This is a genomic window from Mesorhizobium australicum WSM2073 (genome assembly GCF_000230995.2).
Classification (GTDB): Bacteria; Pseudomonadota; Alphaproteobacteria; order Rhizobiales; family Rhizobiaceae; genus Mesorhizobium; species Mesorhizobium australicum.
In genome coordinates this window covers 5,244,125-5,259,906 of record NC_019973.1, presented here as the reverse complement: position 1 = coordinate 5,259,906, position 15,782 = coordinate 5,244,125, and the positions used below count along the sequence as shown (strand labels likewise).

The window sequence follows — 15,782 nt, the reverse complement described above, 5'->3', positions numbered from 1 at the left end:
CTCAGCGTCCAACTTCGAAGAAGGGCTTGCCGAGCAGGTCTGGAACGACGTCGATGCCAAGGCCTGGGCCGGCGGGAATACCCATGCGGCTGCCGGTGACCGGCGGCGCGTTCGACGCGGTGCGCACCGTCACCCATTCATGGAAGGCGATCGCGTGCAGCCGGCGCTCCTCCGGCGTCGACAGCGACAGATGCGCCATGGCGGATGTGTCGATCTCGGCGCCGCCGGTATCCTCGACCGTGATCATGAAGCCGAGATCGACGGCGACGTCACGGATCAGCCGGGTCTTGGTGACGCCGCCGAGCCGCGAGATCTTCAGCGTCAGCCCGTCCGCCGCGCCGAGGCGATGGATTTCCAGCATCGCCTCCAGCGAGGTGACGGATTCGTCGAGCACCATCGGCTTGTCGAGCATGCGGCGCACCGACATGTTCTCGTCGATCGTCGTGCAAGGCTGCTCGAACGTATAGTCGATCGCCCGCGTCGCGTCAGTGAACTGACGCGCCTGGTATGGTGTCCACCCGGCATTGGCGTCGCAGAAAATGACAGTGCCTTTCGGCACCGAGGCGGCGACCGCCATGACGCGCTCGACGTCGTCATGGACATTGCCGCCGACCTTGACCTGGAGCCGGCGGAAACCGTCCTCGACGATGCGCTTGGCAAGTGCGGCCATTTGATCGATCGTGCCATGGGTGACGACCTTGTAGAGTTCGGCCGTGTCGCTTTCCCTGCCGCCGAGCAGCGTCACCAGCGGTACGCCGGCGGCACGCGCCGCCAGATCCCAGCAGGCCATGTCGAGCGCCGATTTGATGTAGGGATGGCCCTTGAACACCGTGTCCATCAGTCGGCCGATGCTGGCCAGCCCGCACGGGTCCTGGCCGATAAGGTGCGGTGCGATCTCCGGCACGCCGGCTCGGGTGCCGGCCGGGAAGGCGGCCGAGTAGAAATTGCCGAGCGGCGCCATCTCACCCCAGCCGGTGACGCCGCTGTCGGAGGTGATGGAGACGATCACCGCGTCGAAGCAGTCGGCCACACGCCCCTTGGACATGCGATAGGGGCCATCCACGAAAGGCTGCACGACGTGATAGGCTTTGATGGTTTCGATCTGCACGTGGGGTATCCATTATCCGCGGTGAGGGGGAGGGTCAGGCGCCTTTCGACGAACGCTTTTCGAGGCCGCGCGCATAGGCAAGAAGCTCTTCGAAATCGTGGTCGATATGCTCGCGTGCGTGGCGCTGGGCGGCACGCATGTCGTCGCTCTTGAGCAGCCGCACATAAGTCTCGTGAACGTCTTCGGCGGGCACGGCTTCGTTGCGTGCCTGCTGGTGCAAGGCGAAATACATCTGCAAACGGCTGGTCAGTCTTTGCCAGGTTTCCAAGAGCACTGAATTGTCGGCCCATTCATAGATCAGGCCATGCAGTTGCAGCGCGGTCTCAATCTGGCGCGTGGTGTCGCGGTCGCGCGTCGCCTGCTTCACCGCCTCGTGGCGCCGGTCGAGCTCATCGAAAAAGCGCTGGTCGCGCAGTTCCCACGTCCGCTCGATGGCGAATTCGTCGAGCACCTTGTTGAGCGAATAGACGTCGTCGATGTCCTTGGCGGTGACATTGATGACGAAGGTGCCTGCATAGGGAATGCTGGTCAGTATGCCTTCCTGGACCAGCTCGCGCATCGCCTCGCGCAGCGGGGCGCGGCTGACCCGCATCTGTTCGGAAATCCTGAGCTCGTTGAGCTTCTGGCCTGGCTCGAGCTGACCGGTCAGGATCGCGCGTCTGAGCAGTGCCACGATTTCGGCACGGCGTGTCGTGTCGGCGATCGGGCTGAATTTCGTCTTCACCATCCGCCCCACTCCCGCGAGAACAGAGCAGAGACAATCAGATTGTCGACAATCTAACAAGAGGCTCTGCTCGAATTCTTATCTTCGCTTCGCGGCCCGGGCCGGGGTGCGAAGGGCTGGGTCAAGCCGCACGGCCATAGAAGCCGACGCGCTCCTCCTCGCTGAACATCACGCCTGGCTTCTCATAGTAGGAGAACACCGCGATCATCCGTTCGCGTTCACCTTTGACCGTGGTGACACGATGCGCGGTGTTCTTGCCGCGAAACACGTTCAGCGTGCCTGGTTTCATGCGCAGGATCCTGGCGTCGGGGTCACGTCCTTCGAGCAGCCGGGCGACGCCCTCGTAGTTCGGGTTGTCATCCGACCTGAGATCGGTGCGGTATTCGAGGTCGCCGCCGCGTTGCGCCTGCTGCAGCAGCAAGGTGGTGGTGAATTCCGAGCGGTCGAAGTGCCAGTTCAGCGCTTCGCCGGCGCGATAGGCCATGACATTGGTGCGGGCCAGCGGATCCTCCATGACGTGCAGCTTTGCCTTGCCCATCGTCGCCGCGAGGAAACGCACCAGCGGCTCATACTCATAGATCGCCATCACCGTGCTGCCGGGAATTTGGTCGGCGCAGACCGTGTGGCTGACGGTCTCGACCTTGCGCAATGCGGGATGATCGGGCGCCAGTTCGGGAATGCTCGGCTTGAAGTAGATGTTGTGCATGCGCTTGTGGACATGGGATTGCGTGTCCATGACCGGCTTGATCTCCCGCACCGCCTGTTCGGCGACGCCGGGCTTCAAGAAAGCTTCGAGATTGAACATGCCGTCGGCTTCCAGCGCCGCGCTCGACTGTCCGACGAGGCGGTTCCATTCGACGCTGCCTTCACGGTCGAGCGGATAGCGGTCGAGATCGAGAATGTCTTTCATGTCATGTGCTCCAACGTTAGGCACAGAAGACGGCAAAAAATTCTTTCTCTCAACACCGGAAATTATTAGGATTGGCCAAGAAAAACTTCAGGAGCCTGATTTGGACCGGCTGCCGCCGCTGAATGCGATCAAGGCGTTCGAGGTCGCGGCCCGGTCAGGCAGCTTCACCTTGGCCGCAGCCGAGCTCGGCGTGTCCTCGGCGGCGGTCAGCCAGCAGATCCGCAATCTCGAAGCCTGGTTCGGCAAGCAGCTTTTCGTGCGCACGGGCAACCGCATCGCGCTGACCGATGCCGGGCACGCCATGTATCCGCAGACGGCGCGCGCGCTCGGCGACATTGCCGCGATCGGCCAGCGCATGCTGGAAGGGGGCCTGAGGACGCGACTAGTCGTCAGCGTGCCGTTCTCGCTTGCCGAGCTGTGGCTGGCGCCGAGGCTGGCCGTACTCCTGGATGCCTTCCCACATATGGCGATCGATGTGCGAGCCGAGGATGATCCGATCGATCTGGTGCGCCAGAATGTCGACGTGCGCATCAGCTATGGCGACTATCACTATCCCGGCCTGCGGATGGTCCGCCTGGTCCATGACGAGGTGCTGCCGGTCTGCGCGCTGGAATTCTGGCAGCGGCACGGCAATGGCGATGCGAGGCTCACCGATTTGCATGAGAGCCAGTTCATCCATACCAATTGGGGACCGAACTATGCCTCGCACCCGAGTTGGACCGACTGGTTCGCGGCATGCGGATCCAGCCGGTCGCCCGACCCGTCGCATGGCCGCCGCGTCGGCCTGTCCAGCCTGGCGATCGCCTCGGCGAGGCTCGGCCTGGGCATTGCCCTCGGCCAGCGGGTGATGGCGCAGGCCGATCTGGAGGCAGGGCGCCTGATCGCGCTGTCATCGGTCTCGGTGCGCCTTGGTCACCCCTATTGCGCCTTCATGCCGCCAGCCAAGGCCGACCGCGCCGACGTCGCCGCTTTGGTCGGTCTGCTCGTGAAAACGGCGCCCGCGACCTGAGAAAAGGTCGGGGCGCCGCGCGGAAACCGGGCCTGCGGGGGAGTCAGGTAGCCGGTTTCTGTGGCAGGGGCGAAATCGGCATTCCGGGGCCGATCTTCTGCAGATTGCCTGTGATCACCTGGTCGCCTTCAGCGACGCCGCTGAGAATGGCGACCATGTCGCCGCTGGTCGGCCCCAGCGAAACCAGCCGCTGGTCGACCGTATTGCCCTTGCCGACGACATAGAGATACTTGCCGAGTTGGCTTGATCCCAGTGCGACCTGCGGCACCATCAGCGCATCGGGCTGTTGTTTGACGTGCAGCCGCACGCGAACATACTGGCCAGGCAAGAGCGTGAACTTGGCGTTGCCGATTGTGGCGCGTGCGGTGATCGTGCCGGTCGAGTGATCGATCGTGTTGTCGATAAAGGTGAGCTCGCCCTTCTGGTGGGCCTCGGTCTCACCGGGAAGCAGGACCTCGACCTCGATCGGGCCGGCGGCACGCGCTTCCTCGATCTGCGCCAGATCCGTCTCGCTCGGATTGAAGGTGACGTAGATTGGGTCGAGCTGCACCAGGGTGTTGAGCACGGTGCCGGCAACGCTGACCAGCGTTCCCACGGAAGCCTGGTTGCGGCCCAGACGTCCAGCGAACGGCGCGTGGATTTCAGCGTAGCTCAAATTGAGCTCGGCCGTGCGCACAGCCGCCTGGTTCAGCGCCAGCGACGCCTGCGCCTCGCGCAAGGTGCTGGTGCGCTGGTCGAAGCTGTCCTTGTCCAGGTAGCCGCTCTTGGCGAGTTCGGTACCGCGGCCGAGATTGGAACGTGCATAATCGAGGGTCGCCGTGTCGCGCTGAACCTGTGCCTTCGCCTGGTCGAGCGAGGCCTGGAAGTCATCGGGCGAGATCCTGTAGAGCAGGTCGCCTTGCCGCACGTCGGCGCCGTCTTGCGCCGTCTGTTCCTGCAAATAGCCGGGGACGCGTGCCTGCAGCGTGATGCTGCGGATCGGCTCGGTCCGCGCGGCATAGTCGAGATAGATCGGGATCGTCTTCTTGACCACGTTCGCCACCGGCACCGGCATGACGAACGCTGCTGGAGCCGGCGCGGCCCCGGCCGTGCCGGCATTCAGGCTGAGATTGCCCATGTCCAGCAGGTGGACACTGGCCACCGAGATCGCACCCAGCGCGACAGCCGTTCCCAACGCGATTTTCCATTTACGCATGATGATTCTCCAATCTTATTCGGCCGCTTCCGCCAGAGGAGGAAAGGCGGGTTTGGCCGTTGGTTCAGTGTGTTGAGAAGCGGGCTCGTCGCCGCCGCGCCGTTCGCGCAGCTGTTCGATGACCGCGTAGAAGACCGGCACGAACACCAGCGACAGGATGGTCGCGGCGACCATGCCGCCGAACACGGTGGTCCCGATGGACTGGCGGCTGGCGGCACCCGCACCGGTGGCGATCATCAGCGGCACCACGCCGAGGATGAAGGCAAACGCGGTCATCAGGATCGGCCGCAGTCTCAGCCGGGCGGCCTCCATTGATGCCTCGACGATGCTGAGGCCTTCCTCGCGCCGCCGTCTTGCGAACTCGACGATCAGGATCGCGTTCTTGGCCGCCAGGCCGATCAGCATGACGAAGCCGATCTGCGAATAGACGTCGATCTGCATGCCGCGCACCCAAAGTGCGGCGAACGCGCCGAACAGTGCGAGCGGCACGGCCAGCAGCACCATGAAGGGCATCGCCCAGCTCTCGTACTGCGCCGCCAGGATCAGGAAGACGAAGACGATGGCGAGGGCAAAGACCACCGACGCGATCGACCCCGCCTTGAGCTCCTGGAAAGTGATGCCGGTCCATTCGAAACCGAAATCCCTGGGCAGCGCGGTCGCCGCGGCCCGTTCCATGGCGGCGACCGCCTGGCCCGACGAATAACCGGGAGCGGCGCCGCCATTGATGCTGGCCGAGGCGTTGTTGTTGTAGTGCGGCACGGTTTCCGGGCCGACGAACGGCACCAGTTTCCCCAGCGTGCTGAGCGGCACCATGCCGCCGGAGGCATTGCGCACATAGAGCCGTGAAATGTCGGCTGCACCGGCACGTGAATCCTTGTCGGCCTGGATGGTCACCCGGAAGGTGCGGCCAAACAGGTTGAAGTCGTTCACGTAGAGCGAGCCGAGATAGATCTGCAGCGTGTTGAAGACGTCGGGCAGGTTGAGGCCGAGCAGCTTCGCCTTGGCGCGGTCGAGATCGTAGTTGAACTGCGGCGTCGAGGTCGAGAACGGCGAAAACAGCTGCTGCGGATTGATTTCAGGCTGCTTGCGGGCCTCGGCGATCACCGCTTGCGTGGCGTCGTTGAGGGCCGTGCTGCCGCGGCCGGTGAGGTCCTCGACGACGAATTCGAAGCCGCCCGTGGTGCCGATGCCGGGGATGGAGGGTGGATCGAAGGAGAGCGCAAAAGCCTCCGGAATCTGCATCAGCTTGCCACGCACGTCGCCGACGAGCTTCGAGGCGCTCTGGTCGGGGCCACGCTCCTCCCACGGCTTGAGGATGGCGAACTCGACCGCCGAGTTCGACTGCGCCGCGCTGGTGAGGAAGTTCAGGCCGCTGATCGAGCCGACGATGTCGACGCCTGGCGTTGCCTGCAGGATGTCGCGCGCCTTCTGTGCCACTGCATCGGTACGCTCCAGCGAAGCGCCGTCGGGCAGCTGGATCACGACGAAGAAATAGCCCTGGTCCTCGACCGGAAGGAAGGTCGAGGGCAGCTTTTGCCAGACGAAGTAGGTGGCGACCAGGCCGGCGGCGAAGAGGCCAAGCATGATCCAGCGCAGCCGGATAAGGATGCGCACGCCATTGGCATAGGCATGCGACAGTCTGTCGAAGCCCGTATTGAACCAGCGGAACAGGAAGAATTGCGTTTCGCCGCGATGGCGCAGGAAGGCTGCACTGAGCGCCGGGCTGAGCGTCAGCGAGTTGAAGGCGGAGATGCCGACGGAGATCGCCACCGTCAGCGCGAACTGGTTGTAGAGCTTGCCGGAGACACCGGGAATGAAGGCAACCGGCACGAACACCGCCATCAGCACCGCGGTGGTCGCAATGATCGGGCCGGTGACCTCGGCCATGGCGGCCTTTGTCGCCGCCAGCGGTTTCAGTCCGGCCTCGAGCTGTCGTTCGACATTCTCGACCACCACGATGGCATCGTCGACGACAAGGCCGATCGCCAGCACCATGCCGAGCAGCGAGAGCATGTTGAGCGAGAAGCCCATCATCTCCATGATGACGAGCGTCGCCACCAGCGACACCGGGATGGCGATCGTCGGGATGATTGTGGTGCGCCAGCTTTGCAGGAAGATGAAGACCACGGCGACGACGAGCACCAGGGCTTCGCCAAGCGTGATCAGCACGTCATGCATCGAGGCCGAGACGAAGCGCGTCGTATCGTAGTGCATCGCATAGTCGACGCCCTTGGGAAAACGGGCCGACAGTTCCTGCATCTTGTCCTTGACGCGCTGCTGCAGATCGAGCGCGTTGGAGCCGGGCATCTGATAAACGGCGAGCACCACGGTCGGGTCCTTGCCGAAAAAGGCCGAGGACGAATATTGCAGGGCGCCAAGCTCGATACGGGCGACGTCGCGCAGCCGCACCAGCGAGCCGGTGTCGGTGTTGGCACGCACGACGATGTCGCCGAATTCCTTCGGGTCGCTCAACCGGCCGACGGCGTTGACCTGCATCTCGAAGGCGGTGCCGGCGGGCGCCGGCGACTGGCCGATCTTGCCGGCCGCCACCTGGACGTTCTGTTCGGCGATGGCATTTTGCACATCGACCGCGGTGATGCCGAGATTGGCGAGCTTGTCCGGATCGAGCCAGACGCGCATCGAATAACGCCGTTCGCCGAAAATCTGCACGTCGCCGACACCAGGCAGCCGCTTCAGCGGATCCACCACCTGCAGATAGGCAAGGTTGGAGAGCGCCACCGGATCGACCGAATGGTCGGGCGAGGTCAGGTTGACGATGAGCACGAAGTTCGGGTTCTGCTTCTTGATCGTCACGCCGCCCTGGTTGACGATCGCCGGCAGCGACGAGGCGGCCTGCGAGACGCGGTTCTGGACGTCGACGGCTGCCGTGCTCAGGGAATAACCGACATCGAAGGTGATGGTGATGGTCGACGAGCCGTCATTGGAGCTCGTCGAGGACATGTAGGTCATGCCTTGCACGCCGTTGATCTGCTGCTCCAGCGGCGTCGTCACCGTGTCTGCCACCACTTGCGCGCTGGCGCCCGGATAGTGGGCGCTGACGACGACTTGCGGCGGTGTGATGTCCGGAAACTGCGAGACGGGCAGCAGGAAATAACAAATCGTGCCGGCGAGCACCATGATGATGGCGATCGCCGAGGCGAAGATCGGACGATGGATGAAGAAGTTTACCACGACACGCACGCCTCTCCGGCCGCTCTTGCCCGCCCGAAGGCGCTGGCGACCCTGGACAACTGCCCGCGCCCGTCCCGGGACCCTTCCCGTGAACGCAGCAACGGCACCTCGCGACGCTGCCCATCGGCAAGCGAGCGCAACATGTTCTCGAACGCGCGGGGGTCGACCCCGTCTGCCTTCATGACCAGCCGGATCATCGGATCCCGGACGGCCTCATCTATGGTAAGATCGCGGCGCTGTGGCATTGGCCGGCTCCTTGTCTGTCGATTCGCAGCCCGTGCTCACGAACCGTTTTTCATCTCTTCACCGGCCGAGGCCGCATGATTGGCAATCTTTTCGTCCATCTCGATCTGGTAGGACCAGTTCACGACCTTGTTATTGACGACGGACGATATAGGTGTTACCAGTAAGTAACATTCTGGAAGTTACAGACCGGTAACACCCTAGTCAAGAGGTGGCCGAGGGTTTTTTGGAAACGAAAGGAGATCATGATGACAGACGGCGTCGTGGAGCGCTCTCGTCCCCGGGATCGGATTCTGGAGACGGCGCGTGACATGTTCCACAAGCACGGCATCAAGGGCGTCGGCGTCGACGCCATCACCGAGGCTGCCGGCACGAACAAGATGACGCTCTATCGTCACTTCGAATCCAAGGACGAACTGATCGTCGAATGCCTGCGCGCCAACGCACTGAAAGCTGGCGCGATGTGGGAAACGTTCGAGGCCGAGCATCCGGGTGACAAACTCGCTCAACTTCATGCCTGGGTTCGCAAGGCCGCCGCCATGCTCAACACCGACGGCCGTGGCTGCGACATGGCCAACGCCGCCGCCGAGCTGACCGAACCCGATCATCCGGCAAGGCGCGTCATCAAGGAACTCAAGGAAGCCCAGCGCGAACGCCTGGTCGGGCTCTGCCGGGATGCCGGCATCGGCCAGGCCGAGCTTCTCGCCGATACGCTGTCGCTGCTGTTTGAAGGTGCGCGGGTCAGCGTGCAGACCGTCGGTGCCGAGGGCCCGAGCACGCAGTTCGTGCGGATGGCTGAAGGACTGATCGTTTCCTTCCGGGGCACTGCCGCCGGTTAAGTATTGCCGTGGCTGCTGGTGATTTTGCGGTCGCGTGACCGAAACGATGTCTGCTGCCCTATAGGCAGCACGCTATTTCCCGTTGACTGAACGAAAAAAGCCCGCTGCCGGGAGGAGGTGGCAGCGGGCTCGATTTCGAATGTGGCGCGGGAGGAGGTGCGCCCCATTCAGCGTCGGCATCGCATCTGGGAGGAGTAGATGGCCGACAACCAGAACCTACGAGTTGCCCAATGATTCGGCAACAATGAATTGTGCATAGCTGCTGTGCAGATTTGCAGGGGCGGTCATGTTCCCCAGGAGATGCGGGATCTCACTGCACGGGCACGTTTTCCCGGAAGATCAGTCGCGGCTCGATGAATTTGCGGGTGAGATAGGGCGCCGATGATGCGATCGAGCCGAGCAGTTGGATCACCGACTGCTCCGCGATCAGCCTGGCGTTCTGGTCGATGACGACGTCGGCGAGGTCGTCGACGAGGTAGCCGCGTGTCTCCCTTGTCAGATCGTGGCAGATGAAGACCGGCTTGCGGTTGGGCCTGGTTTCCCGGATCGCCTTGGCAATGCCGGAGCGCCCGGCGCCGACGCAATAGATGCCGAGCAGTTCCGGCTCGTTGCGCAACGCTTTCATGGTTGCGGCATAGCTGGCATCGGGCTCGTCATTGATCTCGACGGCGCTGCTGACGGTGAGGTTGGGAAACTCCTCGCCAAGCACGGAGCGGAAGCCCATCTCGCGCTCTTCATGGCCGCGATAGGAACGCGAACCGACGACCATCGCCAGCTGCCCCTCGCGGCCGCCGAGAAAGCGTCCCATCAAAAGTGCCGCCGTCCGTCCCGCCACGCGGTTGTCGATGCCGACATAGGCCGAGCGGGGAGCGGCCGGAATATCGGACACCAGCGTCACCAGCCGGATACCGGCCTCGACCATGTCGCGCAGGATGTTGCGCGTCCTGGGATGATCGACCGCGATGACACCGACGCCGTTGGCGCGCAGCGACAGCTTTTCGACCGCGGTCTGCAAGGCATTGGGCGAGATACCGGCGAGATTGTGAATCCGGCAGGACGCCACCAGCGGCAGGCGCGAGGCGTAGTCCTCGATGTGCTTTGCCAGGTCGTGCATGAAGTCGTTCGAGCCGATCGGCAGGAAGAATTCCAGGTTTGCGGGCCTCGAGGGAAGCGTCACCTGGTCGGCGACCGGTAGATAGCCGAGCTGCTTGGCGGCCTCCATGACGCGTTGCCGGTTGGCGGCACTCGCTCCGGGCCGGTTGTTGAGCACCCTGTCGACCGTCGCGGTCGACAGCCCGCAGTTCCTGGCGATGTCGGAGACGGTAGCCTTCATGCCGCAACCCTACACGTCGCTTCGTACGTCCTCAGTGCGCCGGCTTGCCGTCGGCGAGGGCGTCGCGGATGTCCTTGTCCGACATGCCGGTGATGATGCGCTCGACTTCCGTCACGGTTGTCGTCTTCGGATCGATGTCGTCGGCGACCACCTTGCCCCTGCGCATGACGACGATGCGGTCGACCACCTGGAAGACATGGTGGATGTTGTGCGCGATGAAGATGCAGGAGTGGCCGGAATCGCGGGCGTTGCGCACGAAGCTGAGCACGCCTTGGGTCTCTGCCACGCCGAGATTGTTGGTCGGCTCGTCGAGGATGATCAGGTCGCTGTCGAAATGCATGGCGCGCGCGATCGCGACCGCCTGCCGCTCGCCGCCGGAGAGCGAGCCGATCGGTGTCGTCGGCGGGATGTTCTTGGAGATTCCGACCTGTTTGAGCAGATCGCGGGCGACCGTGTTCATGGCGTCCTGGTCCATGCGGTTGAGGAAGCGCGGCGGCTTGATCGGTTCTCGACCCAGGAACAGGTTGCGCGCGATCGACAATTGCGTGACCAGGGCGGAGTCCTGGTAGATGGTCTCGATGCCGTGGGCGATGGCGTCGCTGGTATCGCGCAAGGTGACCTTCTTGCCGCGGATGAAAATATCCCCGCTGGTCAGCGGCACCGCGCCGGAGAGAACCTTGATCAGCGTCGATTTGCCGGCGCCATTGTCGCCCAGCAGGCCGACGATCTCACGCTCGTTGACATGGAAATTGGCGTCCACCAGCGCCTGCACGCGGCCATAGGACTTGCGGATGTTGTGCATGCGGATCAATGGCTCGGCCATGGTTCAAGTCCCCGCCTGGTGCCGGCGTTCCAGCCATGAATGCAGCGCCATCATGCCAAGGATGATCGCGCCGATGAAGATGTTGTAGGCAAGGCCGGGCACGCCGATCAGCACGATGCCGTTGCGCATCACGCGCAGGATCAGGATGCCGAGCACGGTGCCGATGATGGTGCCGCGCCCGCCGGTGAGTGCGGTGCCGCCGATTACCACCATGGCGATTACCTCGAGTTCGTAGCCGGTACCGCTGTTGGGATTGGCGGCGGATGTGCGCAGCGAGGAGATGACGCCGGCAAGCGAGGCCATGACCGACGACAGGACGAACAGGCCGACCTTGACGCGATTGACATTGACGCCGCGGGCACGCGCCGCGTTGGGATTGCCGCCCGCCGCCTGGATCCAGTTGCCGGTCCGGCTTTGCGTCAGGACATAGCCGAGCGCGATCGCCGCGGCGATGAACCAGAACAGCGACATGTAGATGCGGAACGGCCCGATGAAGAAGTCGCCGACCAGAGCCTCCGCCAGCCAGCTGCCTTCGGCACTCCAGGTGCGCTGCGGAAACCCGTCGGTGATGAAAAGCGCGCTGCCGCGCACCACCAGCAGCATGCCGAGCGTCACCAGGAAGGACGGGATCTTGAGCTGCGTGACGAACCAGCCATTGACCAGGCCGATCAAGGCGGCAACCACCAGCGCGACAAGGAAGCCCATTTCCAGCGAGGTGACGCCGGCATTGAACAGCGTCCACATCAGTACGGGCGAGAAGCCGAACAGGGACCCGACGGAGAGGTCGAATTCGCCCGAAGTCATTAACAGCGTCATCGCCAGCGCGATTAGGCCGAGCTCGACCGTGAAGGCCAGCGTGTTGGAGATGTTCTGCGGCGACAGGAAGTCGTGGTTGAAACCCCAGAAAACGGCGATCTCCACGATGAGCAGAATGAAAGGTCCGAATTCCGGCCGCGCGATCAGGCGTTGGATGAGCGAATGATTTTCCACTGGGAACCCGCGACATGGTTGGGACGGGCCGCGAGCTCCACCGCATCGGGTGGCATGCCACGGCGCAGGAAGATATCTGGCGCCGTGCGAAAACGCGCGGCGCCAGGGGATCGCGGATTATTTGCCGGACAGGATCTTGTCGTAGACCGCCGCGGTGTCCTTCTCATAGAGCGCGCCGGTGATGACGTTGAAGCCCGGAGGAATGCCGCTGGCCGCCATGTTGGCGAGCGACAGCGCCACATAGCTGGTCGCCTGCGGATCCTGCCACTGGCCGGCATTGACATAGCCGTTCAGCACTTCCTGGGTGGTGTCGAGCGAGTTGCCCCAGCCGACCACCGGAATTTCGCCCGGCTTGACGCCGACCTGGTCGAACACGCGCTTGATCGAACCGGTTACGAGGTCGCCCAGGCCGATGATGGCGTTGACCTTGCCCTTGTGGGCGGTGAGGTAGTCGACCATGCGGTTGATCACCTCGGCCTGGTCGAGCGTCGCTTCGGTCACTTCATAGGTGATGCCGAGCGGTCCGAAGACGCTCTTGATGCCTTCTTCTTCCTGCACGCCGTAGGTGGCGCCGGGGATCTCGACCGGCATCCAGACGAAGTCGCCCTTCTTCACCAGGCCTTTGTCGACCAGATATTGCGCCCAGTGCTTGCCGAAAGTGACGTTGTCGCCGCCGACATAGGCGTTGAAATTGGCCTTGGGATCGGGCGTGTTGAAGTTGATGATCGGGACGTTGGCCGCGCGCGCTTCCTTGACGATCTCGACCAAGCTGCCCGGATCGGGGCTGGTGGTGACGATGCCGTCGGCCTTGGCCGAGAGGGCGGCACGGACCGCCTCTTGCTGCGAGGCGACGTCGCCATTGTGGAACGACGTGTTGACCGTGTTGCCGGTGTCCTTGGCCCATTGCTTGGCGCCGGCGAGGAAGTAGGTCCAGACCGGGTCGGCCGGCCCGCCATGTGAAATCCAGTAGAACGTCTTGGCCTGCGCGGCTGCCGGAATGACCGTCAGCGCGATCAGCAGGCCGTAGAGCACAAGTCTTAGTCTCGTCAGCATTTGATTTCCTCCCGGTTGAAGATGATCCGTCCCTTGTTCCGGCTTCAGCCGGATTGCGTCTTTTTGCCAGCGCCGCTCGGATGCCTAAGAGCATTCCCTTTTTCGGCGAATGGCAAGCCTCCATCTGCAGATGTAGTGGGCGCCTGACGCGGCGCCATCAGCGACCCCATCAGATCGCATCAGTCGGGATGATTTTTCCCGGGCAGTCGGATGATTGTCGCCGAGAGCTCAGCCGGGCGGACTATCCCGATCACGTCTGGGCGGTCTCTGAGGGCGAAAGCCCCCAAAGAGCCGCTTAGAGCAGGCCGGCCTTGGCCAGGTCGCGCATCAAATGGCTGGCGCCGTAGGTCCAGTGCGGGCAATCGGGCGACAGCCGCACGCGGTTGACCAGCGCGCCGAATTTTTCCGACGAGATGGTGACGATGTCGCCGACCTTGTGCGTGAACCCCTTGCCCTTTTCGCCGCGATCCTTCGACGGCACGAACATGGTGCCGAGATAGAGCGCCAGCCCGTCCGGATACTGGTGATGCGGGCCCATGGCCGCGGCAACCAGCTCCTCCGGCGAGCGGCTGATCTCGGCCATCGAGCTTGCCCCCTCCAGCGAAAACCCGTCCTCGCCCTCGACCTTCAGGCGCACGACGGCCTGCTTCACGTCGGCGATGGAGAACGTGTCGTCGAACAGCCGGATGAAGGGGCCAAGCGAGGCCGAGGCGTTGTTGTCCTTGGCCTTGCCGAGCAGCAGCGCCGAACGGCCCTCGACGTCGCGCAGATTGACGTCGTTGCCGATGGTGGCGCCGACGATCCTGCCGCTCGAGGCGGCGATCATGGCGATCTCCGGCTCCGGATTGTTCCAGGTCGAAACCGGATGCAGGCCGACATCGGCGCCGAAGCCGACCGAGGCCATCGGCTGGCACTTGGTGAAGATCTCGGCATCGGGGCCGATGCCCACTTCCAGATATTGCGACCAGGCGCCGCGCGAAATCAGCTTGGCCTTGATCTCCATCGCCTCTGGCGAACCGGGCTTGAGCTTCGAAAGATCATGGCCGATCAGGCCCGCAATGTCGGCGCGGATGGCGTCGGCCTTCTCGGCCGAGCCACGCGCCTGTTCCTCGATCACCCGTTCGAGCAGGCTGACCACGAAGGTGACGCCGGAAGCCTTGATCGCCTGCAGGTCGACCGGCGACAGCAGAAAGGGTTTTGCCCGATCGCGCGTGGCTTCGAAACTGTTGGCCGCGATGGTGTCGAGTGAACCGATCGGCTTGCCCCTGGCCGAGCGCACATGGCCGGCCGGGTCGGCCAATTCGCAGACGTCACGCACGGTGGGCGCCGCGCTGGATGTGATGTCGAAGACGGTGCCGTCGCGCACCGTGACGACCAGGGGGTGCGAGGCATCGCCGCTCCTGGCGCGGCCGACAAACAAGCCTTCAGCGGGCAGATGTGTCGGGTTGGTCATGAGTTGGGTTCCTCGTTGAATCGAAAATGCTGGCCCGGTCGGCGCGGCACTTTCGCCGGATTTCATTCAAAGGTCTATCCCATCCAAGCAGTCGAGCGGTGGCCGCGAATATGCCGACTGGGTCATCCACGATGTCCGGATGTCAAGGACATCACCGGGCTTAGGGTCCGGTTACTCGAACTTGACTCAGAGAATTGTTCGTGTTTTGTTCCGGGCGCCAGAACAGAACGGAGGCGTTCCTTGGCGAGCGTATAGGTAATGTACCAAGGCGAACTAGATTTCGGAATTCCAGAACCGCCAAGGCGGCCCCAAAAACCGGATCGTGTCTTCTTCGGCGTGTTTCTGCAGGCAGGGGATTATTCTCGGTTTGCTGATTGTCAAAGCCGACTATGCGACAAATGTGGCATAGCCGGCTCACCGCTGATACCGGAGCGTTTTCATGTCAGCCAGCAGCATGTCGGGGACTACAAGCGGCTGCGGTCGAAAATCATCTTTGCGGCCACCCGATCGGGGCAGCGCGTCATGATGCCTGCTTTTGAGATCACCTTTCGCCACGCCAGGAGCTTTCCTGGCCGCCCGACGACAAGGGGCCGACCGGCCAAGCATCCCTTCGTGCTTGTGGCCGATGACGGACCGGTTTGTGAACTGAGCGGGAATCTCGGCGTCGAAATGCTGCGTGAAGGCCTGAAGGCGTCAGACGGGTTCGTCCCTCATATGACCCTTGCCTATGACCAGAAACTTATCCCCGAACTGCCGATCGAGCCGATCAGCTTCGTGGCGCGGGAGTTCATTCTCGTGCACAGCCTGCGCGGGCTGACGCAATATGATTTTCTGGAACGTTGGCCGCTGATTGCGATGTAACGAAGGGGCCGCTGGTTCGCGCGACACCCCATCCTGACAGGGTCATGTC

General features: G+C 63.3%; 13 protein-coding genes. 3 read left to right on the top strand and 10 right to left on the bottom strand.

Annotated features, from left to right (window positions below):
* Window position 1: 1 nt before the first annotated feature.
* From MESAU_RS25380 to MESAU_RS25370, 3 genes are all read right to left on the bottom strand, one after another.
* The gene (locus MESAU_RS25380) at window positions 2-1,108 is read right to left on the bottom strand and encodes a mandelate racemase/muconate lactonizing enzyme family protein (RefSeq protein WP_015318886.1); all 1,107 of its coding nucleotides are present in this window, start codon (window positions 1,106-1,108) and stop codon (window positions 2-4) included.
* A gap of 34 nt (window positions 1,109-1,142) precedes the next feature.
* Window positions 1,143-1,835, bottom strand: coding sequence for a GntR family transcriptional regulator (locus MESAU_RS25375; RefSeq protein ID WP_015318885.1), 693 nt, complete (start codon window positions 1,833-1,835; stop codon window positions 1,143-1,145).
* Window positions 1,836-1,953: 118 nt separating this feature from the next.
* Window positions 1,954-2,742, bottom strand: a complete 789-nt coding sequence (locus tag MESAU_RS25370; protein WP_015318884.1) for a HalD/BesD family halogenase — start codon at window positions 2,740-2,742, stop codon at window positions 1,954-1,956.
* Between the two features lie 100 nt (window positions 2,743-2,842).
* Between MESAU_RS25370 and MESAU_RS25365 the strand changes: the two genes are divergently transcribed.
* Entirely contained in the window at window positions 2,843-3,751 is a 909-nt protein-coding gene (locus MESAU_RS25365) for a LysR substrate-binding domain-containing protein (protein ID WP_015318883.1), read from the top strand.
* Window positions 3,752-3,794: 43 nt separating this feature from the next.
* Here the strand turns inward: MESAU_RS25365 and MESAU_RS25360 are convergent, their stop codons facing one another.
* Window positions 3,795-4,946 (bottom strand): efflux RND transporter periplasmic adaptor subunit, encoded by a 1,152-nt coding sequence (locus tag MESAU_RS25360; protein ID WP_015318882.1) that lies wholly within the window; start codon window positions 4,944-4,946, stop codon window positions 3,795-3,797.
* 15 nt (window positions 4,947-4,961) lie between these two features.
* Window positions 4,962-8,138, bottom strand: a complete 3,177-nt coding sequence (locus MESAU_RS25355) for an efflux RND transporter permease subunit (RefSeq protein WP_015318881.1) — start codon at window positions 8,136-8,138, stop codon at window positions 4,962-4,964.
* A gap of 491 nt (window positions 8,139-8,629) precedes the next feature.
* Here MESAU_RS25355 and MESAU_RS25345 point away from each other — a divergent pair, with 491 nt between their 5' ends.
* A complete protein-coding gene (locus MESAU_RS25345) occupies window positions 8,630-9,220 on the top strand; it encodes a TetR/AcrR family transcriptional regulator (RefSeq protein WP_015318879.1) in 591 nt (196 codons plus the stop codon).
* 310 nt (window positions 9,221-9,530) lie between these two features.
* Here MESAU_RS25345 and MESAU_RS25340 read toward each other — a convergent pair whose 3' ends face one another.
* From MESAU_RS25340 to MESAU_RS25320, 5 genes are all read right to left on the bottom strand, one after another.
* Window positions 9,531-10,553 (bottom strand): LacI family DNA-binding transcriptional regulator, encoded by a 1,023-nt coding sequence (locus MESAU_RS25340; protein WP_015318878.1) that lies wholly within the window; start codon window positions 10,551-10,553, stop codon window positions 9,531-9,533.
* A 31-nt stretch (window positions 10,554-10,584) separates the two neighbouring features.
* Window positions 10,585-11,376 (bottom strand): ATP-binding cassette domain-containing protein, encoded by a 792-nt coding sequence (locus MESAU_RS25335; RefSeq protein WP_015318877.1) that lies wholly within the window; start codon window positions 11,374-11,376, stop codon window positions 10,585-10,587.
* 3 nt (window positions 11,377-11,379) lie between these two features.
* Entirely contained in the window at window positions 11,380-12,366 is a 987-nt protein-coding gene (locus MESAU_RS25330) for an ABC transporter permease (RefSeq protein ID WP_015318876.1), read from the bottom strand.
* Between the two features lie 117 nt (window positions 12,367-12,483).
* On the bottom strand, window positions 12,484-13,419 hold the full coding sequence (locus MESAU_RS25325; protein ID WP_015318875.1) for a substrate-binding domain-containing protein: 936 nt from the start codon (window positions 13,417-13,419) through the stop codon (window positions 12,484-12,486).
* Window positions 13,420-13,714: 295 nt separating this feature from the next.
* On the bottom strand, window positions 13,715-14,872 hold the full coding sequence (locus tag MESAU_RS25320) for a fumarylacetoacetate hydrolase family protein (protein ID WP_015318874.1): 1,158 nt from the start codon (window positions 14,870-14,872) through the stop codon (window positions 13,715-13,717).
* A 258-nt stretch (window positions 14,873-15,130) separates the two neighbouring features.
* On the opposite strand from MESAU_RS25320, the gene MESAU_RS25315 reads away from it, so the two are divergent.
* Window positions 15,131-15,733 (top strand): 2'-5' RNA ligase family protein, encoded by a 603-nt coding sequence (locus MESAU_RS25315; RefSeq protein ID WP_015318873.1) that lies wholly within the window; start codon window positions 15,131-15,133, stop codon window positions 15,731-15,733.
* The last annotated feature ends 49 nt before the right edge of the window (window positions 15,734-15,782 follow it).